This window comes from Micromonospora sp. WMMD975, assembly GCF_029581215.1.
Taxonomy (GTDB): domain Bacteria; phylum Actinomycetota; class Actinomycetes; order Mycobacteriales; family Micromonosporaceae; genus Micromonospora.
Genome location: NZ_CP120739.1, coordinates 1526676 through 1547429, shown reverse-complemented (window position 1 = coordinate 1547429; position 20754 = coordinate 1526676). Strand labels below are relative to the sequence as shown.

Genomic DNA, 20754 nt, shown 5'->3' with positions numbered 1-20754 from the left:
GTCACCCACGTCGGCCTCCCAACCGCTCTCGCCCGCCATCAGTGATGGCCAAACTCGTGTAGGTCCTGCTGTCCCGCTGCACCCGCTGGCGCACCAGCAGGCCCGCGTCGAGCAGCTGATCGGTGGCTTGGTCCCAGCGCCGGTCCGCGCCGCGCACGTGCCGCAGCGCCCCGAACTGGGGGCACCGGCGTAGTCCGGCGCCGAGCGGCTGCCCGCCGGCGAGCATCTCCACGCCGAGCACGGCGGCTTTCAGTCCGACCTCGCCGTAGCGGCCGGTGCGCAGGCCTGATGCCCAACTGACCGCCTGCAGGACCGTCAGCTCGACGTTGACCAGCTGTTCCGGGTCGGGCACCGCCGATGCGGGAAGGTCTTGCCACGGGGAGGTTCCCCCGCACACGTCGCAGGTCTCGTGATCGGGGCCGCACGTGTACGGCGCGAACCCGAAGTAGTCCACGACGGTGGCGCGGCGGCACCGGCCGGCGGCGAGGTAGCCGATCATCGCGTCGAGCTGCCGGCGCTGCCAGATGTTCCACCGGCGGATCTCCCGCTGCAGCGCGGTGGTGTCCACCTCGTGGCTGCGCACCCGCACCCGCCGGTAGCGCTGCGAGGAGGAGAAGGTGACCAGCCGGTCCAGCGACCAGGCGACGAGGTCACGTTCCAACGCGTCGGGGTCGACGCCGTGGTCCTGCTCGAGCCGGTCGAAGTCGATCCGGCTGCCCACCTGCGGTCGAAGCTTGAGCAGCACGGACAGCTCCCGGAACCGGCGTCGTTGCGGCAGATCCTCCGGCTCGCTGTTGCCGACGTGCACGGTGCCGCGTGCCGAGCAGTCCGGCAGCTGCTCCACCACGCCGATGCGTTCCAGCCAGCCCAACAGCACGTTGAGCTCGTCCGGCTCGACCGCCACGGCCTCGGCCAGCTGCTCGGGGTCGAACACCACGTCGGCGCCGCGTCGCCGCTGCGTGTGCAACAGCTGCAGGGTCCGCCTGGCCTGCCCCACGCGCACGGCGTCGGTGGTGTCGGCGACCTGCGCCCGGCGGCGGGCGATGTCCGCGCCGCTGTAGAGCAGGACGCACTGGCCGGTCAGGTCCGCCGCGCGCGCCGCCCGACCCGCTTCCTGCGTGTAGGCGTCCAGCGACTCCGGCAGGTCGTAGTGCACTACCCACCCGATGTCGGGCTTGTTGACGCCCATGCCGAAAGCCTTGGTGGCGACGATGACCTGTGTGGTGCCGGCAAGGAAGTCATCCTGGACGGCTTCGCGTTGCTCCGGCACCATCCCCGCGTGGTAGTGCCGGGCCCGCACGCCCGCGCGGCGCAGCAACGCCGCGACCTCCTCGGTCATGGCCCGCCGGGAGGCGTAGACGATGCCCGGCGAGGCGCCCATCGCCGTGGCGATGCGCAGCAGCTCCCGGGCCCGCTCCCGCTCCCCACCGACCTGCGTCACCCGGAAGCGCAGGTTGGGACGGTCCGCCGGCCGGGACACCACCACCGGGTCGTTGAGTTCCAGGGTGCCGACGATGTCGTGGCGCACCGGTTCGGTGGCCGTGGCGGTCAGCGCCATCCGCGGCGCCCGGTCCAGGTGCGCCACCGCCCGGGACACCCGACGGAACTCCGGTCGGAAGTCGTGACCCCAGTCGCTGACGCAGTGCGCTTCGTCGACCACCAGCGCTGCGAGGTCCTGGCGTTCCAACGCCACCCGCAGAACCGGGTCGCGCACCAGCCGCTCAGGCGAGACGTACAGCAGCCGAACCATGCCCACGGCGAGGTCCCGCAGGATCTCGTTACGCACGGCGGCGGGGGTGCTACCGGTGATGCCCTGCACGCCGCGCAGGCCGCGGCGTCCACGCAGGTCGTCGACCTGGTCCTTGATCAACGCGACGAGCGGGCTGACCACCACGGTCGCGCGGTCCTCGCCGCGCAGCAACGCCGGCAGTTGAAAGCACAGCGACTTGCCGGTTCCGGTGGGCAGCACACCGACGGTGTCGGCACCGGCCAAATGGGCCAGCATCAGCTGCAGCTGCGCCTCTCGCAGCTCCTGCACGCCGAAGAGCACCCGTGCGGCCTCCCGCAGCTTCGGCTCCGGGTCCTCGCCGGGGACCAGGCGCAGCCGCTGCAGCGCGGCGTCGGCGTCGCTGCGGGCCAGCGACAGCGCGGCGGTCAGGTCCGGTTCCTCACCGGTGACGAACCGCAGGGCGTATCGCCACGCGTCGTCGCGGTCGCGCGCGTGGTGGATCTGCGGGCCGGGCAGCGTCGAGAGCAACAGCCGGTTGGCGGTGCCGGGCGACTGCATTCGACGGTCACAGATCAGCGCGACACCGCGGTCGGTCTCGCTGCGGATCAGTCGGCCGAAGCCTTGCGCGAGCAGCACCGCCGTCTTGGGCACCAGATAGTCCAGGAACGGGTCGCCACCTCGATCGGCCACGGCGCGAGCTCGGGCGCTGACCACGGCATCGTCCGGGTGCGGGTACGGGGGCTTTTCGATGATCAGGTAGCTGAGCGTCTCACCGGGGGCGTCGAAACCCTGCCAGTACGAGCGCAGCCCGTAGACCACGCTGCCGGGCTCGGCGCGGAACCGGTCGGAGATCTCCGCCCGTCCGGCCTCGCCCTGTACCAGCAGGTGCACGCCCCGCTCGGAGAGCGGTTCGGCGCGTTGGCGGATCAGGTCGGCGACGGCCTGCATCCGGCGGCGGGCGGCGAACAGGGTCATCGACCGTCCGCCGGTCAGCGACAGCAGACCGATCTGGTCACGGGCGAACTCCTCGACGAACTCCCGCTCCTGGCTCGGTACGGGCACGGGGAGATGGTTGGTCAGCACCACCGCCGACTGGGCCGAGTAGTCGAACGGGCTGGGCAGCTGCCGCCCGTCGAAGACTCCCGGCGCGGCGCTGCCGCGCTCCACGCGGATACCGAGGCGGGCGGCGAGGTAGTCGAAGCTGTCGCCGGTGGTGAGCGTCGCACTGGTCAGGGTGACGCTGCGGGCAGGACGCACGACACCGTCGGCGAATGCGGGACCGACGTCGACGGGGATGCATTCGAAGGTCCAGTCGCCGTGCCCGAGCGGCTCCGAGACGGCGTCGGTGGGCGCCGTCGCAGGCTCGCCTTCGGTGTCCGGTTCTGCCGAGAGTCGGTAGACCCACAGATGCTCATCGGGCAGGTCGCGCAGCCGGCCGAGCACGTCGTGGGCGTCGCGCACCGCGCGCACCAGGCCGGCCAGGCGGGTCAGCACGGCCTTGAGCAGGCCGCGCACCCCAGAAGCCGCGTCGAGCAGATGCTTCCTGCCCGCCGCCTCCGTCGCGGCCAGGTCCGCGGCCAGCTCCCGCAGGCCGCGGCCGGTGTGCCGCACTTCCTCGACGAGCAGCCGGTACTCCGGCCGCCCGATCACCACCCCGGTGCGGGGCACGGCGGACCGGGACGAGCCTCCGTATTCGTGCAGATAGCGCTGTACCGCCTCGGTCAGCTGGTCGCAGTCTTTGCGTAGCTGGCGGGCCGTCGCCGGCAGGTTGCGGTCGCGGCGCAGGTCCAGGCCGGCACCGGCGAGCCGGCGCAGGTACCGGTCGAGCCCGCTCTTGCCGTCGAGCCGCGCGGCCAGGGTGAGAAGGTGCCGCCGGCTGACGGTCTCGGTCCACGCGGCCGTCAGCGAGTCCTCCAGCTCGTGGGCCTCGTCGAACACCAGGTCGCCGCGGCCCTCGGCTAGGACGTCCCCGGGGCTGCGCAGTCCCTCCTGGACCAGCTTTGCCCATGTCGCGATCAGCGCGTGGTTGACCGCGACGACACCGGGCCGCTCCCGCATCCCGGCGAGCCGAGTGAACAGGGGGCACCGGGCAGCCCAGGCGCAGTCGTACCGTTCGCAGGACCCCGCGTCGGTGCGCAGGGTGTCCCGTGCGGCGCGGTAGCTGGCATTGGACCGCACGAGGTCCGCGTCGGCCACGTCGTCCCAGACGCCGGTCTCCCCCACGGCCAAAGCTCGCACGGCGACGGCCAGCGCGATCCAGTGACCGATGTCGGCTTCCTTGTCGGACGACTCCAACGCTGCGGCGATCTCGCGGGAGCAGAGGTAGTTCGACACCCCGAACAGCTGACGAAACGGCGCGTGGAACAGCCCTTCGTTCCGCAGGCGGGTCACGTCGCGGCGCAGCTGCTGCTGCAGCACCTTCGTCGCCGTAGCGACCACTACCGGCCGGTCGCGGCCCGCACGTCCGCCGGCCGGAGTGAGGTACGCCAGGGACTTACCCGTTCCAGTCGGCGCCTCGATGGCCAGCAGACCGCCGGCGTCGAGGACGTGCGCCACCGCCGCCGACATCTCCCGCTGCGCCGGCCGGGCGGCGTACCCCTGCTCGCCGAGCCGGCCGAACACGTCACGCACCGCGTCGACGGCCGTGGCCGGGGAGTCGCCGGCGGATGTCAGCAGCGGATCCGGGGCGCACACCAAGGCGTCGGCCACAGTCGGCGGCATGGAATCCTCAGGCAACAACAGGGCGATGTCCGAGCCGCCCGCGACGAGACAGGCACGGGCCAGCTGCCACGACGAGTCGGCGGGGTCGGCCCTGCCGTCCAGTGCCCACAGACAGGCCGCGATCGTCTGCGCCTGCTCGTGCTCGCCGCCACGGCGATACTCCACGCCGAGTGCGGCACACACCTCACCCAACGTCCCCGTGGGCCGGGTCGGCTCGTGCAGCAGCGCCAGTACTCGCAGGTCGATGCGGCGCGCAGGCAGGCACTCGACGACGTCGGCCGGCAACCGCGACCACGCGGTCAGGCCGAATCCCACGACGGCGCTCGCCGTGGCGGTGAACTGCCGCACCTCGTCGCGCTGCTCGGGGTCGAAGGCCCGGCAGGCGCCGTCGCGCATCCGCAGGGCAGCCAGGTGCACCGCGTCGTCGGCGGGCCGGTGAGGGACCACGACAACGACATCCGCCGACGTGATGCCCACGGGATGCACGACCTGGCGCCAGGCCAACCCCGAGGAGCCGGCAGCCGGCGGGGCCGCCGGCTGCTCGGGCTCGACGGGAACGGTCGGTGGAACACACAGGCGGCCCTGCTCGTCCAGGACGAACGCGGCAGGGAATCGGCACGGCAGGTTCGCCAGGCGAGCGGGGGACAGCACGATGCCACTGGCTCTCAGGACGTCGGCGACCTCGCCCGGCGTCATCGGCCCGCGCTGTGCGATCACCTCGCCGGCCACCGCGATGTTCGGCGGCAACGCCCGCGTTTCCACACCCACTCCCCCCGTACCTGCCCCTGATGCTGCGGCAGCGAAGGGTCAGCGCCACGGCGGGGCTGCCCGGCAAGCCCTGCCGCACATCACTCGCTCTCTCGTCGGCCTGCGCTAGTTGCGCTCCGACAGGCAGCGAGCCGACCCAACCTAGCCAGCCCGTCCGTCGACGAGGATCATCCGGACGGACGGTGTTGCGATCGGTAAGCCGGCGAATAGTGCGCCGTCCTTACCGGCGGCGTGGCGTGATGAACGCGCGAGGCATCGATGAGCAGCGTCGGAAACCGCTGGTCCGAGGTTCAACCGGGGCCAACTGCCGCCGCGGTCGGATGGACGACACCACCTTGCAGACGCCAAGTGCTGCCGCAGTCCTGGAATACCGTAGGCCCGTGAGGTGTCTGTCCTGCCGGTGCAGCAGACCCCAGCTTCTGCTTCAGGTCAGCCCTTGAGCTTCTTCGCGCTGGCATCGGTCCGGACACTGACCGCTCATCCTCCGGTGATGCTCGGGTCGATCCACCGCTCGCCTCGCCGTTGACGATCTTCTAGAACTCGATCAGCTCCGGGTCGATGGCCGCGATCAACTCGAGCGCAGCGAATGCAGGTCCGCCCGGGAGGGCAAGGTCGAAGTCGTGAGTGTTGGGCGAGGCGTTGCCGTCGTGCTGGCCGACGACAACACCGGGCAGCGCCGCCCGGACACACCCGGCCGCCCACAACTCCTCTGCACGGAGCCGACAGAAGCTTCTGCACTCGGCAATCCTGGCAGTCGCCAGCAGGCGCAGCGAACCTATTCTGCTGATCTGACGACTCGCGAACGGCTGTACGCCCGGTCACCGTCAAGGCCGATCCCGCCTGTGGCCCCAGGCCGGCGCGGCCGGCTGGGCCGCTACCAGCGACCGGGTGCGCATGCCTCCAAGGCCACGCCGTCCGGGCCCAATCGTGGCGAAGCTCAGCGCCCGGTTGCGGCACAGCCGCACCTCCTTGGGCCGCTAATCAGAGCGCGCACGGCAGGATGTCCCTTGAGGGAACGGTTCGATACATCCCCGTACCCGGACGGAACGGCATAACGAATCACTTTCGAATGCATCCCATGTCGGCCACTCCCCAGCGGTCGCGCCTTCACCGTTACCGGGTCCGTTACGGCGAACCGTCAAGGGCCTGCCCTGCCGCCCCACCGGCGCGCTGCTGAGGAAACACAGCCTGCCGAGCTTCCTAGCTTGCGGTGTCGTCGGCCGCGGTCCGCAGCCTTCCAGGCTCGCGGAGCCCGGCCCGGGAACCGCGCTTCCCCTGGCCCGCGAAGTGCCGCCGCGGCTCTGGTCGCCTACGGCGTCGACCCGAGCGGTGCCCCCGGCTGGCGGGTACTGCTGGACATCTACGAGCTGCGGGCGCAGGCGGCGCACATCCGGCGGTAGCCGGCTCCCGCCGCTCATGTCCGGGAAGCGCGCCTGCCGATTTCGTCGCTGCGTTTCCGGTGACCGTCCGGTGCGCTGGCCAGCCATCAGCGCACCGCCACGATGACAGCGCCGCCGGCCACGGCCGCATGTATTCACCGCAGATCGGTCAGCCAGTCGTCGTTGATCGTGGCGAGCAGCCGCGCGGAGACCGCTTCCTACGGAATCCGGACACCATCGATGATAAGCCTCGCCACCGTCTGCGCGGCTGTCGCGCCGACTGTGCGTCAGCGCCCAGGCCGGATGTCGACGTCGTCCGCCGACGTCACCGGGTCACCGTCCCGCCAGGTCGAGACATCCGCGACAGTCCTCCCGCTCGGACCAACTTCGTCGCTCCAGGTCGGCCGGCTCCAGGCGGGCGTGGTCGAGGTCGGTGCGCACCGCCATCCGGAACCGCCAGGTCACCTCAGCGAACTCGTGATAGGCGCGGTGGTACTCCTCGGATGAGAGGCTCGCGCCGGAGCGAATCGTGTTCCGCACCACGATCAACCCGTGGTAGGCCCTCTCCCCAGTCTTGACGATCTCTTTCGTGCCGGCAACGAGTAGGCGCTCCCGCGCAGCGAAGACATTCGCTTCGTGGACGACACGGTTGGCGGAACGGAGTCGGTGCGATGCGTCCTCGTCACCTTGAGCAACCGCGCGCAGCGCACTATGCGCCGAGTCGAGCGCTACGGCGAAGTCGAGACAATAGTCGACGCGCTCGCGCTCACGGTTGCGCCGACGCTCGGCCCGGTTGTGCTGCACCTCTGTGGTCACCGCGCTGGCGAGGGCAATTGCCCCTCCACAGATCGCCCCGACGATCGGCATCCATTCCACCTCTCCAGTCTTCACGGACGGTGCCTGGCCCGCCACGCGATCCTGTCTCCAATCTGGCTGGAGCCGGGAAACACCGATGTGTGGTTACCGAGATTCAATCTCCGCAGTCGCGGCACCGTTCGCGGTCCGACCAGTCCTGTCGGCCGAGGGCGTCGGGTGTGAACGGCGGCTGCCCCAGGTCGACCCGCAGGGCCATCCGGAAGGCCCACAGCGCCTCGGCGAACGGGTGGTACGCCTGGTGATAGGCCGCCTCCTCCAGGCGTGCCCCGGCCCGGATCACGTCCCGAACCGCGATGAGCCGCAGGAACGCTGCTTCGGCCGCAGTCACCAGTGGTGCGGCACCCAGCACCAGAAGCCGCTCACGGAGCGCGTACACCCGTGCGTCATGGAGCGCGTCGTTGGCTGGGCCGCGCCGTGCCAGGGGCGGCAGGTCGGTACGGGCCACGGCGCGTAGGCCGTTGTGCGCTTCATCGACAGCCAGCATGAAGGCGACGGCAGCCGCCGACGACAACGGCAGCACCGCCTGGCCACCTTGATCGTCGGGGTCGCGTTGAGACGCCGCCACATCGCGGCCACGTTGTCGAGGCCCCTCGATCGAGATGTCCTCCCGCGGGCCGCGTGGCTCCGATCGCTCGGAAGGGTACCGACCCTCCCGCTGCTCCCGCGCGAGTCGGGCCAAGACGCCGCCGGTGCCCAGCGCCTCGTCGCAACGTTCTGCCAACGGGACGTTGCCCGGCGCGCGGCCGGTCTCCACCTTGCTCAGATAGCCACGGCTGTAGTTCACCTTTCGAGCGAGCCCAGAAAGGGACAGCCCGGCGGTCGTCCGAAGCCGGCGGAGGCGCTCTCCGAACCGGTCCGCGGTGTCGGACGGTGACTCGCGTCCATCATTGCGCGGGACCGTCATGGCACAGCGTTGTCTCCGCAAGACACGTGGTAACTGTATCAAGGCCAACCTCACCGGGCGGTGGTCCGACGGCCGGGGACGGCTGCCGGACCACCGCCACGATCAGCACGCGGGCGTCGACACCTGGGCCGCGACCAGCGATGAGTGGATGTAGCCACCCGTCGGGGCAGCCACCCTGAACCAGCGATTGGAGGCGTAGTTGGAGTTCGGCGGGTAGACCCACTGGGAATCAGTCCAGCAGACCATCGTGACGGACGTACCGTTGCCGTAGTAACCGTTGGACGAGCACCCGGTGTTGGCGCAACCCCGGATGTTCGCGCCCCCGGAGTTCGAGCTGATGTACGGGCCGGCGGCGGACGCCGGCAGACTCGTGGCCGCCACAAGAGCCCCAGCCGCTCCGACGATCGCGGCCATCCGCCTCAGCGGGCGGCGAAGGGCAACCCTGGTTTCTGACATCATGCACTCTCCTCTGCACTTCCGGACTGGTGGACCAACCAGCCGACTGACATGAGCGTCAACCGCCCGCCCCCCTTTCCGGAACGTGTTTCCTGTTGCGTCCGCCAGCAGGAGACACCGCGGGCCTCGTCCCCGCCAAAACGTGACCCGCCGTCTCCGAGATGCGGCTTCAGACCGCGACGGACAAGGGCAGTCAGCTCTGGTTCCGGCCAGAACGCTGTGCCCGGATCGCAGATCCGAGCGCCGCGACCGTCGCCGACCAGGAAAAGCGGTCGAGCAGCCGTTCGCGAACGCGGTGGATCTCGGCGAATGCGGTGGGCAGATCGTCAAATACTCGCTGCACCGCCCGGGTCCACGCCCGGATGTCACGGTCGCGGTCGTCGGTGATGTCGACGATCAGGTTGTCCGCGGCGGCACCCAGTTGCTCCCGAAGCAGCTCCGCCACACCGCTGTGCGCGCTGACGAGAATCGGCGTACCCATCGCGAGCGCCTCCCACGCCGCCAACCCGAAGCCCTCGGCCCGTGACGGCATCAGGCACAACGCCGTGCGCCGAAGGTCCCGGCTCACCGCCATGCCGTCCTCCGAGAACGGGCGTACATCGACCCGGCCCCGGGCCAGGCCGGTGAGGCTGACGAGCGTGGCGCGCACCTGCTCGCACTGCTCGGCAGGGGCACCGCGCACGTACAGCAGCGGAGCCAAGCGGTCGGGCCGATCCGGCAGGGCGGCGACGGCGCCGCCCGCGATGTCGAGGCCCTTGAGTTCGATGTCGCCGGTACGACCGAGGACCATCGCGTTCGCCCGCACCGGAACCCGACGCTTCCGGTCGAGCGGATCCGGGTCGAGACCCGGGTCGAGGCGCAGCACGGGCCGACCACCGTAGCCGTCATCGAGGAGATGCGTCGCGTACCGGGTCAGACGGGGACCCACGCCAGCGACGACATCGGCCTGCCCCGCCAGATCCAGGGTGTACGCCTCGCGTGCCTCCACCCGCGCGGACGCCTTGCCGTTACCCTTGTAGGGTTCGATCTCGGCCGGGGCGGTGTGGATGATGTGGACCATCGTGGCAGTGCAGAACTTGCGGGCATAGAGCCAGCCGATGTGTCCGGTCACGTGGTCATGGCCGACGACGACGTCGGGTTGCCGGGCGACGACCTCGGCCACCGGGAGGTGCAGATCGGGCCCCGCGGGGGTGCGATCGGCCACCATCAGTCGGACACCGTGTCGCGCGGCGTCGGTGCGCTCGGCATCCGTGGCCTGTGCGACGAGGCAGAGCACCGTGTCGCCGCGACCGGCGGACGCGATGGCCAGCGTCCGGTTGAACACAGAGATGCCGCCTTTGGCAGGCGACCATTCGTCGCAGACGAACAACATGGTCAGCGGGGTCTCGGTCATGGCGGCAGCCGATCAGGACGATCGAATGAATTCAACGCCGATCGAATGAAGATCGTCTGGAGTTGCTGATGTCAGATGAGGCCAGGTGGCGGACCATGGCCACGGGGCTGGTGACCGTCCGGGACGTCATCCGCAGGGTCAACCGCGGTGACACTCGCTCAGCCGAGCGTGCGGCGCTTGCCAAGGTCGCCGAGAGTGCCGCCTTCGACGGGTTGGGTCCGTCCTCAAAGGACCGCGGACGCTGGATCGTCGCCCGCATCCGCAGCCGTCTGCTCGATCTGGAGCGCGGCGCGACCGGATCCGCTGCGGACCGGGCGGTCCGCTGCTGGGCCCGCTACATCGACGAGGGCCTGACCCCCATCGAGCTCTACCGCGCTCATCCTCACCTGATCCTGAACGACACCGCCACCGACAGCACGACCGCCCTCCGGCAACGCGTGCAGAGTCTCATGTGGGCCGGCGGCGCGCGTGGCGACAGGGACTCGTTCCCCGGCGTACTGATGCTCGTCGCCGAACTGCGTACCGCGCTCTCCACCGATCTGCCCGACGGACCCCGGATGGACGCCGCGACGTTCGGATACGAGTGGAGGCGCCTGTCGACCGCGGCACCGGCGGGCCGCGATCTGCTCCAGGTGCTGGCTCGGCTGGCCCCGGATCATCCGTTCCCGAAATCGTTGCTGCGTGGAGCGGGCGACTGCCTGCCCGGCCTGGCCGAGATCGCGTGCGCCTCCCCGACCGCGCTCCGCGAGACGTGTACCGCGTTGCGTACCCGGGGCTTACTGGACCTCGACGGTGACCACGTGTCAGTGCCCACAGTTGTCGCCGCCCACGTGGTCGGCCAGGTAACCCTCGAACAGGCGGCCCACTGGACCGCTGCCGTGCTGCGCTTTCTCACCCACGCACTGCGCCCCGACACCCACCACATCGACGCCTGGGCCGAGTGGGAGTTCGCCTACCCACATGTGCTGGCCGTCTGCGGTGAGGCGGAACGGCGCCAGACGCAGCTCAACGATGTCGCATACCTCCTCGACCGTGCCTCGGTGTACCTGCGCGAGGGCGTCGAGGACCCAGACGGGGCCACCACGATCGCGGAACGGGCCGCCACCGTCGCCCAGGCCGTGGAGGACCACGAACTGATGGGAGACACTCTGGGCAACCTCGCGCTGGCGCACCGGGCGGCCAATCGCACAGCGGACGCCGTCAGCACCTCCACGAGGTCCCTGGACCACGCCGCCGCGGCGTACGGCACCGACCATGAGACCTACGCCGAGAGCCTTACCGTGCACGCCAACATCCTCGCAGCAGCGGGAAGCAGCGCGGACGCCAGCCGGACCCATGAACAGGCGGTCGGGATTCTACGGACGTTGTACACGGCACGCCCCACGGACCACATTCGTGGGCTGCTAGTCGAGGCCCTCAACGATCACGCGAAGCACCTGCTTTCCACCGGTGCACCTGTCACCGCAGGTCGGGAACTGCTCAAGCAGGCGGACAGGCTGGTGCGACGGGGCGAGCACGGCTGGACGCAGATCACGTTGAACCTCGCGCGGGCATGCCGTACGGCCGGCGACCTCGCGGCGGCACGCGACTATCTCGAATCGCTGCGGGACTACTGTGACGGCACCCGGCTCGATCCGTCCACCACTCTCGTGTGCACTCTTGTGGACCTCGCCGAGGTGTACGACGAGTTGGGCGACAAACGCGCCGGCCCCACCCTCCGTCGCGCACATCGCGTCGACAACGCGCTGGCCGCCGCGTTAGATCGGCCGCTGCGCCATGGTCGTAGCAGCTGAGACGGCGAACCGTTGGCTGCCATCCGGGGCCCGTCCCTTGCCGGTTCGCCGCTCATGCCCCGGGCCCTGCAGCAGAGGGCTTGTGCAGCTCGGCGGTGGGCACCGCCGTGTCGGGGAGTGCCAGGGCTATCTCGTCGGCTGCCACCCCCTGATCGGGGCAAACTCAGCCGTGGCCGAGCTGGGCGAGCGCGTCCCCGTGCGCTTCGATGCCCGCCCGCTGGTCGGCCGGGCCGCCGGGTGCCGGTCCAGCCACGGGCCGAGGTAGCCGATCGGCCGGTGGACGGCATTCCCGGTCGTCCGCGCCGCACCGGCGTCCTGCCGCAACCTGTGGTGTCAGCTCACCAGCGGGGTCGTCGCCCACCCACACCTTGAACCAGTCGAGGGCGACCGCCAACACACGATCCGCCTCTCAGTCAGATGTTCGCTCTGGCCGTACGCCATGGCGCCATCCCCACCAACCCGCTCCGCGACACCGGGCGACTCCGCAAACCCGCCGCACCGTCGTCGTCCTCTCGCCCGAGCAACTCCAAGCCGTCCGCACGGCCATCCGGGAATGGCAGCGACCGATCCCTGGCAAGCCCGGGCCTCGGCACAGCGGCGACCTGGCCGACGTCGTCGACCTCATGCTCGCCACCGGCGCCCGTATCGGCGAGATCCTCGCCCTCCGCTGGGAGGACCTGGACCTCGCCGCCGAACGACCAACCCTGACGATCTGCGGAACGCTGGTCTTCATCAAGGGGCAAGGCTTCTTCCGACAACCCTGGACCAAGAGCGACGCCGGCTACCGCAGGGTCGTCCTCCCCCGGTTCGCGGTCGGCATGCTCATGGCCCGCAAACTCACCGCCGCGGACAACCCCCACGACGCGATCTTCGCCTCCCGACGAGGCACCTGGCTCTCACCCAACAACGTCCGCCGTCAGTGGCGCCAGGCCCGCACCGAAGCCGACCTCGACTGGGTCACCCCGCACACCTTCCGAAAGACCGTCGCCACCCTCATCAAGGAGGAGACCGACACCAGAAGCGCGGCGGCGCAACTCGGGCACTCCAGCGAGGAGATCACCGACACCTACTACATCGCCAAGCCGGTCCAAGCCCCAGACGTGTCCGGCATCCTCGAACGCCTCGGCAGCCACCCGAGCACCAAGGATCATCATCAGGATAAAACGATGCACACCGATGACAAACTTGGTTGCCGCACCACGTAAGCGGGGGGTTTTCGGGGGACGGTTCAAATCTTCATAGAAGAAAGTCAAAGCCCTGACCAGTGTTCCCGCTGGTCAGGGCTTTGACTTTGTCGGGACGGCCGGATTCGAACCGACGACCCCTTGACCCCCAGTCAAGTGCGCTACCAAACTGCGCCACGTCCCGATGCCCCCGCGTGAAGTTCCCCGCGGCAGCCGATACAGCTTAGCGCAAGATCTTCGCACGGCACGCACAGGCCCCTCCGCCTCGCGCGGCCCGCACCACTCCCCCTAGAGCATCCTAGGAAGGAGGCCGCCGGGTTGGGTTCGGCGGCCTCCGCCCGGATGACTCAGCCGTGGGCCTTGCCACGGCCGCCGGGGCCGAGCTTCTTCCGCGGCCGGACCGAGATGTCGATCGGGCTGCCCTCGAAGCCGAACTCCTCGCGCAGCTTGCGCTCCACGAACCGCTGGTAGCCGGCGTCCAGCGGACCGGTGGTGAACAGCACGAACCGCGGCGGCGCCACCCCGGCCTGGGTGGCGAACAGGATCCGCGGGGCGCGTCCGCCGCGTACCGGGTGCGGGGTGGCCTGGACCAGCGCGGTGAGCCACTGGTTGAGCTGCGCGGTGGGGATTCGGGTCTCCCAGCTCGCGAGCGCCTTGCGCAGCGCCGGAGCCAGCTTGTCGACGGCCCGGCCGGTCTGCGCGGACAGGTTCAGCCGGATCGCCCAGGGGATGCGCCGCAGCTCCCGGTCGATCTCCTTGTCCAGGTAGTAGCGGCGGTCGGCGTCCACCAGGTCCCACTTGTTGAACGCGATGACCAGGGCCCGGCCGGCCTCCACCACCATGGTGAGGATCCGCTGGTCCTGCTCGCTGATCACCTCGCTGGAGTCCAGCAGCACCACCGCCACCTCGGCCGCCTCGATCGCCGAGGCGGTACGCAGGCTGGCGTAGTATTCGGTGCCGCTGGCCCGTCCGACCCGCTTGCGCAGGCCGGCGGTGTCCACCAGCTGCCAGGTCTCGCCGCCGATCTCGACCAGGCTGTCCACCGGGTCGACAGTGGTGCCGGCGACCGAGTCGACCACCGCCCGGTCCTCGCCGGAGAAGCGGTTGAGCAGGCTGGACTTGCCGACGTTGGGGCGGCCGACCAGGGCCACCCGGCGCGGGCCGCGCGGGCGGTTCTCCACGATCTTCGGCGCCTCGGGAAGCGCGGCCATGATGGCGTCGAGCAGGTCGCCGGAGCCGCGGCCGTGCAGCGCCGACACCGGGAACGGCTCACCGAGACCGAGCGACCACAGTGACGTCGCCTCCATCTCGATGGTGGTGTTGTCGGCCTTGTTGGCCACCAGGATCACCGGTTTGGCGCTGCGACGCAGCATCTTCACCGCGGCCTCGTCCACGTCGGTCGAACCGACCATGGCGTCCACCACGAACAGCACCACGTCGGCGGTGACCACGGCCGTCTCGGCCTGGGCGGCGATGGCCGCGGCCCGGTCCCGGGCGTCGGGCTCCCAACCGCCGGTGTCCACCACGGTGAACGCCCGGCCGTTCCACTGCGCGTCGTAGGGCACCCGGTCCCGGGTGACGCCGGGAACGTCCTCGACGACCGCCTGGCGACGACCGATGAGGCGGTTGACGAGTGTGGACTTGCCCACGTTGGGGCGGCCGACCACGGCCACCACGGGCTGCGGACCGGTCGGCTCCTCGGCGTCGGCCTCCGGCTCGCGCAGCTCCACCCAACCACCGAAGTCGTCGTCGCTCACGCCGGGCCACCCTTCGTCGGAGCCGGCAACGCCAGCGGCGCCCACGGAACCCCGCTCACGCGACACCCCGCTCGGTGAGAAGGTCACGCAGGCGGGCGACGACCTCGTCGATGCCCAACTCGGTGGTGTCCAGCACCACGGCGTCCGGGGTCTGCTGCAACGGGTTGACCTTGCGGGTCGAGTCGAGCCGGTCTCGCCGCGCCAGGTCGGCGGCGGTCGCCGTGACGTCGGCCGCGTCCTCGGCGCTGCGCCGCCGGGCGCGGGCCGCCTCGGAGGCGGTCAGGTAGACCTTCAGGTCGGCGTCGGGGGCCACCACGGCGCCGATGTCGCGGCCTTCCACCACGATCCGGCCCGCCTCGGCGATCAGCCGCCGCTGCCGGTCGACGAGCAGCTCACGGATCGCGCCGACGGCGGCGACCGCGGAGACCGCGCCGGTCACCTCGGCGCCACGGATGTCGGTGGACACGTCGGTGCCGTCGACGGTCACCGCGTACCCCCGGGGGTCGGTGCCGATGCGCAGGTCGGCCTCGCCGGCGACCTTGGCCACCGACTCGGTGTCGGTCAGCTCCACCCCGGAGCGCAGGACCGCCCAGGTCAGCGCCCGGTACATGGCACCGGTGTCGAGGTAGCGGGCGTCGAGGCTCACCGCCAGCCGCCGCGACACGGTGGACTTCCCCGAACCGGACGGCCCGTCCACCGCGACCACGCAGCGCCCGGCCGGTACGTTTTCCTCCACCGTTGTCCTCCTCAGCCCGTACCTCGCGGGTCGCCGGTGTGTCCGGCGCCGTTGAGCGGATGTGTGTCGTCGTCAATCATGCCCGCGCCGCGCGGGCGTACCGCCGGGGGCGCGTGCGCGCCGGCCCGCGGACCGCGTCGAAGCCTACCGGGAGCCGTTCCCCGATCGTCTCCGGTCAGTCACCCACGGCCTTGAACAGGGCGGCGACCTCCGCGTTGGTCAGCCGCCGGGTGCGCCCGGCGCGCAGATCGCCCAGCCGGATCGGACCGATCGAGGTACGCACCAGACGGCTCACCGGGTGCCCCACCTCGTCGAACATCCGCCGGACGATGTGCTTGCGCCCTTCGTGCAGGGTGACCTCCACCTGGGCGGTCTTACCGAGTGTGTCCACCACCTTGAACGCCTCGGCCCGGACCGGCCCGTCCTCCAGCTCGACGCCGGCGGCCAGGCGCTTGCCGAGGTTGCGCGGGATCGGCCCGGAGACCTCGCACAGGTAGGTCTTCGGCACCCCGAAGGAGGGGTGCATGAGCCGGTGCGCGAGCGTCCCGTCGTTGGTGAGCAGCAGCAGGCCCTCGCTGTCCGCGTCGAGCCGCCCGACGTGGTAGACGCGCTGCTCGACCCGGTTGCCGAGGAAGTCGGACAGCGCGGCGCGTCCCTTTTCGTCCGCCATGGTGGAGACCACCCCGCGTGGCTTGTTCATGGCCAGGTAGACCAGCCGGGTGTCGACCTGGAGCCGCTCCCCGTCGACGTGGATGACGTCCTGGGCGGGGTCGGCCCGGTCGCCGAGCTGCGCGACCCGGCCGTTGACCGTGACCCGCCGCCGGAAGATCAGGTCCTCACAGGCGCGCCGCGAGCCCACCCCCGCGGCGGCGAGGACCTTCTGGAGGCGCTCGGCACCCTCGTACACGGGGGCGTCGGTCTTCGGGGCACGGTCATCGCGTGGCATCGGCAAGCTCTTCTACGTCGTCGGGAAGGAACGGGGCCAGGGGCGGCAGGTCGTCCACCGAGTTGAGCCCCAGCTTCTCCAGGAACATGATGGTGGTCCGGTAGAGGAAGGCGCCGCTGTCCGCCTCGGTGCCGCACTCCTCGACCAGGCCGCGACCCACCAGGGTACGGAGCACCCCGTCGCAGTTGACACCCCGGATGGCCGAGATGCGCGAACGGGTCACCGGCTGCCGGTAGGCGACCACGGCGAGGGTCTCCAGCGCGGCCTGGGTCAGCCGGACCGACTGCCCGTCGAGCACGAACCGCTCGACGTAGGTGGCGTATTCCGGCCGGGTGTAGAGACGCCAGCCACCCGCGGCCCGGCGCAGCTCGAAGCCGTGCCCGGCGGCGGTGTAGCCGGCGGCGATGTCGTCGAGCATCGCGCCCACCCGTTCCGGGGCCTGCTCCAGCACCTCCGCCAGGACCAGTTCGCTGACCGGCTGGTCCACCACCAGCAGGATCGCTTCCAGGGCTCCGCGCAGCTCCGCGTCGTCCAACACCGGCGCGGGCGCGGGTTCCGGCGCCGCCCGCCGCCGACCCCGCTTCGGAGGTACGCCGGAAGCGCCCCCCGCCCCACCGCCCGCCCCGTCAACGCCCGCCCCACCGCCGCTCGGCGCACCGCCGCCCTCGTCGTCGCCGACCGACGTCTCCCCCGAGATCTTGGTACGGTCCGTCCCCTGGAGGGGCGGAACCGTACCAGGATCTCCACTCGCCTCGTCCACAGACGCGATCTTGGAAGGAAACGGCCCCGCTGGGGGCCCATGGCTTCCAAGATCTGCCGCGGGGTGGAGATCCTGGGGCTCGGGACGGTCGGATTGTGGCGGGTCCTCGTCGGCGGGGGCGGGGGTTGCCGGGGTGGGGCGTTCCCACGGGGGGATCCAGGCGGCGGCCTGGTCCGCCAGCGAGTCGCGGCGTTCCTCGTCGCTCATCAGATCACTCCTGCGTCGGTGCGGTCGTGTCCGCCGCTTCGCGGCGCGAGTCAGCGTCCGCGTCAACGGCGCCTGCGGGCGTGGTGGTCGGGTCCGGGGTGCCGGCGTACTCGTCGACGGTCAGCTCGGCGTCGCCGTCGGCCGGGCCGGTCCAGCGGACCGTCAGCTCCTCCAACGCTTGTTCCTGCACGAACGCGACGAGCCCCTGCCGGTACAGCTCCAGCAGCGCCAGGAACCGGGCCACCACCTCGAGCGTCATCTCGCAGTCGACGCAGAGCTGCGAGAAGGTGGCGACCCCGGCGCGACGCAGCCGGTCGGCGATGACGCCGGCGTGCTCCCGGACGCTGACCCGGACCATGTGCACGTGCGCGATGGACACCTCCGGCACCGGTTTCGGACTCATCGCCTTCAACGCGAGCTTGAGCAGCCGCTGCGGGCCGATGCCGAGCACCAGGTCGGGCAGCGCCTCGGCGTACCGGGGTTCGAGGGTGACCGCGCGCGGGTAACGCCGACCGCCGACCGCCTCGAGTTCGGCGATGTGCGCCGCCGCCTCCTTGTACGCCTTGTACTGCAGCAGCCGGGCGAAGAGCAGGTCCCGCGCCTCCAGCAGCGCCAGGTCCGCCTCGTCCTCGACGTCGGCAGAGGGCAGCAGCCGGGCCGCCTTGAGGTCGAGCAGGGTGGCGGCGACCAGCAGGAACTCGCTTGTCTCGTCCAGGTCCCACTGGTCGCCCATGGCCCGCAGGTAGGCGATGAACTCGTCGGTGACCCGGTGCAGGGCGACCTCGGTGACGTCCAGCTTGTGCTTGCTGATCAGCTGGAGCAGCAGGTCGAAGGGGCCGGTGAAGTTGTCCAGCCGGACGGTGAAACCGCTTGTCTCCTCCACCGGAGCCGGGTCGACCGTGAGCACCTCGGCAGCGGCCGGCCCAACGGCGACGGGGTCGCCGTGCGGCGGGTCGAAGGGCGGTGCGGTCACCGGGAAACCGTAGTCGACGCGGCGGGCGGCTGGCGTGGGCCCTACCGGTCCGACTGGGCGGCGATCACCTCTCGGGCGAGCTGCCGGTAGTTGCGCGCGCCGGAGGACGCCGGGTCGAGCGTGGTGATGGGCGCGCCGGCGACGGTCGACTCGGGGAACTTCACGGTCTTGGTGATGACGGTCTGGTAGACCTTGTCGCCGAACGCCTCGACCACGCGCTGGAGCACCTGACGGCAGTGGGTGGTGCGGCTGTCGTACATGGTGGCGAGGATGCCTTCGAGCTCCAGGTCGAAGTTGAGCCGCTCGCGCACCTTGTCGATGGTGTCCAGCAGCAGCGCCACGCCGCGCAGGCTGAAGAACTCGCACTCCAGCGGGATGAGCACACCGTGGGCGACGGTCAGCGCGTTGATCGCCAGCAGGCCGAGCGAGGGCTGGCAGTCGATCAGGATGAAGTCGTATTCCTTGCGGATGGTGCGCAACACCCGGGCCAGGGCCATCTCCCGGGCGACCTCGTTGACGAGCTGGATCTCGGCGGCGGAGAGGTCGATGTTGGCCGGCAGCAGGTGCAGCCCGGCCACGTCGGTCTTGATCAGGACGTCCTCGGCGGTGACGTCGTCCTGCATGAGCAGGTTGTAGACCGACAGGTCGAGGTTGTGCGGGTTGACGCCCAGGCCGACGGAGAGGGCGCCCTGCGGGTCGAAGTCGACGAGGAGCACCTTGCGGCCGTATTCGGCGAGCGCGGCGCCCAGGTTGATGGTGGTCGTGGTCTTGCCGACGCCACCCTTCTGGTTGGCCATCGCGATGATCCGCGCCGGGCCGTGCCGGTCGGTCGGCATCGGCTCGGGGATCGGCTTGCGCATCGTGTACGCGGCCGGGTCGGCGGGGCCGAGGTCGGCGCCGAGCGTCGCCTGCTGTTCACGGAGCTCCGACGTCCAGGTCTCGGCACGGTCACCGTTTCCTGCCATGTCCTCGTTGCCCCCTCCCGACGACCACCCGGCGTCGGAGCCGTCCGACGTCCCTCGCGGCGCCGCTGCGCACCTCCGGTCCGTCGCACCTGGAGGCCCGCGCCGATGCCGACTGTACGCCACCGGCCAGCAGCAGGTTCGGTAGCGGGTCGGCGTGTCGGCGGCCCGTCGGTGGCTCGGTCCGCGACCGGCCGGGTCGGCGCCCCGGACCACTCATTCCAGCGCGCGGGGGTGGGCGGTGGCGTACACCTCGCGCAGCCGTTCCACCGTGACCAACGTGTAGACCTGGGTGGTGGTCACCGACGCGTGGCCGAGCAGTTCCTGCACGACGCGCACGTCCGCGCCACCGTCGAGCAGGTGGGTGGCGTAGGAGTGGCGCAGGGTGTGCGGAGAGACCGCGTCGGGCCCGTCGACCGGCAGGCCGGCGCGGGCGGCGGCGGCGCGCAGCACGCCCCAGGCGCCCTGCCGGGTGAGCGGCCCGCCGCGGGCGTTGACGAACAGCGCCGGGGTGCCCCGGCCGGCGGCGACGAGCGCCGGGCGGCCCCGGACCAGCCAGGCGCGCGTCGCGTCGGCGGCGTACCCGCCGACCGGGACGAGGCGGGCCTTGCCGCCCTTGCCGCGCAGCAGCACGACGCCGGCGTCCAGGTCGACGTCGTCGACGGCCGCGCCGACCGCCTCGGAGATGCGCGCGCCGGTGCCGTACAGGAACTCCAGCAGCGCCCGGTCGCGCAGCGCGCGGGGCGCCGCGTCGCCGGTGGCCCCGGCCGGTCCGGCGGTTTCCAGCAGCCGCCGGACGTCGTCGACGGGCAGCGCCCGGGGCAGCCGCCGCGGTGGCGTGGGCGGGCGCACGTCGCGGCCGGGGTCGGCGCCGGTCAGTCCCTCGCGCAGCGCGAAGCGGTGCAGGCCGCGTACCGCGCTGGCGGCCCTCGCGGTGGAGGAGACGGCGAGTGGCGGGTGGTCGTCGTCGCCGGCGCGCAGCCGGGCCAGGTGGGCCTCGACCTCGCGGGTGCCGGCGGCGGCCAGGTCGGTCACCCCGGCGGCGGCCAGGGTGGTCAGGTAGCGGTCCAGGTCCCGGCGGTACGACGCGAGCGTGTTCCCGGACAGTCCACGCTCGACGGTGAGGTGGTCCAGGTAGCCGCGGACCGCGCGACGCAGGGCCGGCGCGGCTTGCGCGCCGGCCCGGTCCGTCGCGGGTCCGGTCAGCTCG

13 protein-coding genes and 1 tRNA gene are annotated in these 20754 nt (G+C 71.2%); 2 read left to right on the top strand and 12 right to left on the bottom strand.

Annotation, left to right across the window (positions count from 1 at the left end; all coding sequences use genetic code 11):
- Window position 1: 1 nt before the first annotated feature.
- The 4 genes from O7613_RS06875 to O7613_RS06860 all read right to left on the bottom strand — a co-directional run bounded on the left by O7613_RS06875 (window position 2) and on the right by O7613_RS06860 (window position 10226).
- Window positions 2–5212, bottom strand: coding sequence for a RecQ family ATP-dependent DNA helicase (locus O7613_RS06875; RefSeq protein ID WP_282292807.1), 5211 nt, complete (start codon window positions 5210–5212; stop codon window positions 2–4).
- A gap of 1718 nt (window positions 5213–6930) precedes the next feature.
- Entirely contained in the window at window positions 6931–7473 is a 543-nt protein-coding gene (locus O7613_RS06870) for a hypothetical protein (RefSeq protein WP_282292806.1), read from the bottom strand.
- A 94-nt stretch (window positions 7474–7567) separates the two neighbouring features.
- Window positions 7568–8377, bottom strand: a complete 810-nt coding sequence (locus tag O7613_RS06865; protein WP_282292804.1) for a helix-turn-helix transcriptional regulator — start codon at window positions 8375–8377, stop codon at window positions 7568–7570.
- A 649-nt stretch (window positions 8378–9026) separates the two neighbouring features.
- Window positions 9027–10226 (bottom strand): glycosyltransferase family 4 protein, encoded by a 1200-nt coding sequence (locus tag O7613_RS06860; RefSeq protein WP_282292803.1) that lies wholly within the window; start codon window positions 10224–10226, stop codon window positions 9027–9029.
- Window positions 10227–10321: 95 nt separating this feature from the next.
- Here O7613_RS06860 and O7613_RS06855 point away from each other — a divergent pair, with 95 nt between their 5' ends.
- Both O7613_RS06855 and O7613_RS06850 read left to right on the top strand, forming a co-directional pair.
- Window positions 10322–12019 (top strand): tetratricopeptide repeat protein, encoded by a 1698-nt coding sequence (locus O7613_RS06855; RefSeq protein ID WP_282292802.1) that lies wholly within the window; start codon window positions 10322–10324, stop codon window positions 12017–12019.
- 623 nt (window positions 12020–12642) lie between these two features.
- Window positions 12643–13224, top strand: a complete 582-nt coding sequence (locus O7613_RS06850) for a site-specific integrase (RefSeq protein WP_282292801.1) — start codon at window positions 12643–12645, stop codon at window positions 13222–13224.
- Window positions 13225–13313: 89 nt separating this feature from the next.
- Here the strand turns inward: O7613_RS06850 and O7613_RS06845 are convergent.
- The 8 genes from O7613_RS06845 to O7613_RS06810 all read right to left on the bottom strand — a co-directional run bounded on the left by O7613_RS06845 (window position 13314) and on the right by O7613_RS06810 (window position 20750).
- Window positions 13314–13387, bottom strand: a tRNA-Pro gene (locus tag O7613_RS06845).
- Between the two features lie 163 nt (window positions 13388–13550).
- The gene (gene der / locus O7613_RS06840) at window positions 13551–14933 is read right to left on the bottom strand and encodes a ribosome biogenesis GTPase Der (RefSeq protein ID WP_281590352.1); all 1383 of its coding nucleotides are present in this window, start codon (window positions 14931–14933) and stop codon (window positions 13551–13553) included.
- 82 nt (window positions 14934–15015) lie between these two features.
- On the bottom strand, window positions 15016–15696 hold the full coding sequence (gene cmk / locus O7613_RS06835; protein WP_281583634.1) for a (d)CMP kinase: 681 nt from the start codon (window positions 15694–15696) through the stop codon (window positions 15016–15018).
- A gap of 175 nt (window positions 15697–15871) precedes the next feature.
- Window positions 15872–16642, bottom strand: a complete 771-nt coding sequence (locus O7613_RS06830; protein WP_281583635.1) for a pseudouridine synthase — start codon at window positions 16640–16642, stop codon at window positions 15872–15874.
- On the bottom strand, window positions 16629–17609 hold the full coding sequence (gene scpB, locus O7613_RS06825; RefSeq protein ID WP_282292799.1) for an SMC-Scp complex subunit ScpB: 981 nt from the start codon (window positions 17607–17609) through the stop codon (window positions 16629–16631). The genes O7613_RS06830 and scpB overlap by 14 nt, the downstream gene beginning before the upstream one ends.
- 4 nt (window positions 17610–17613) lie before the next feature.
- Window positions 17614–18582, bottom strand: coding sequence for a ScpA family protein (locus tag O7613_RS06820; protein ID WP_282292797.1), 969 nt, complete (start codon window positions 18580–18582; stop codon window positions 17614–17616).
- 41 nt (window positions 18583–18623) lie between these two features.
- Window positions 18624–19547, bottom strand: a complete 924-nt coding sequence (locus tag O7613_RS06815) for an AAA family ATPase (protein WP_281583638.1) — start codon at window positions 19545–19547, stop codon at window positions 18624–18626.
- A gap of 213 nt (window positions 19548–19760) precedes the next feature.
- Entirely contained in the window at window positions 19761–20750 is a 990-nt protein-coding gene (locus tag O7613_RS06810; protein WP_282294496.1) for a site-specific tyrosine recombinase XerD, read from the bottom strand.
- Window positions 20751–20754 lie beyond the last annotated feature (4 nt).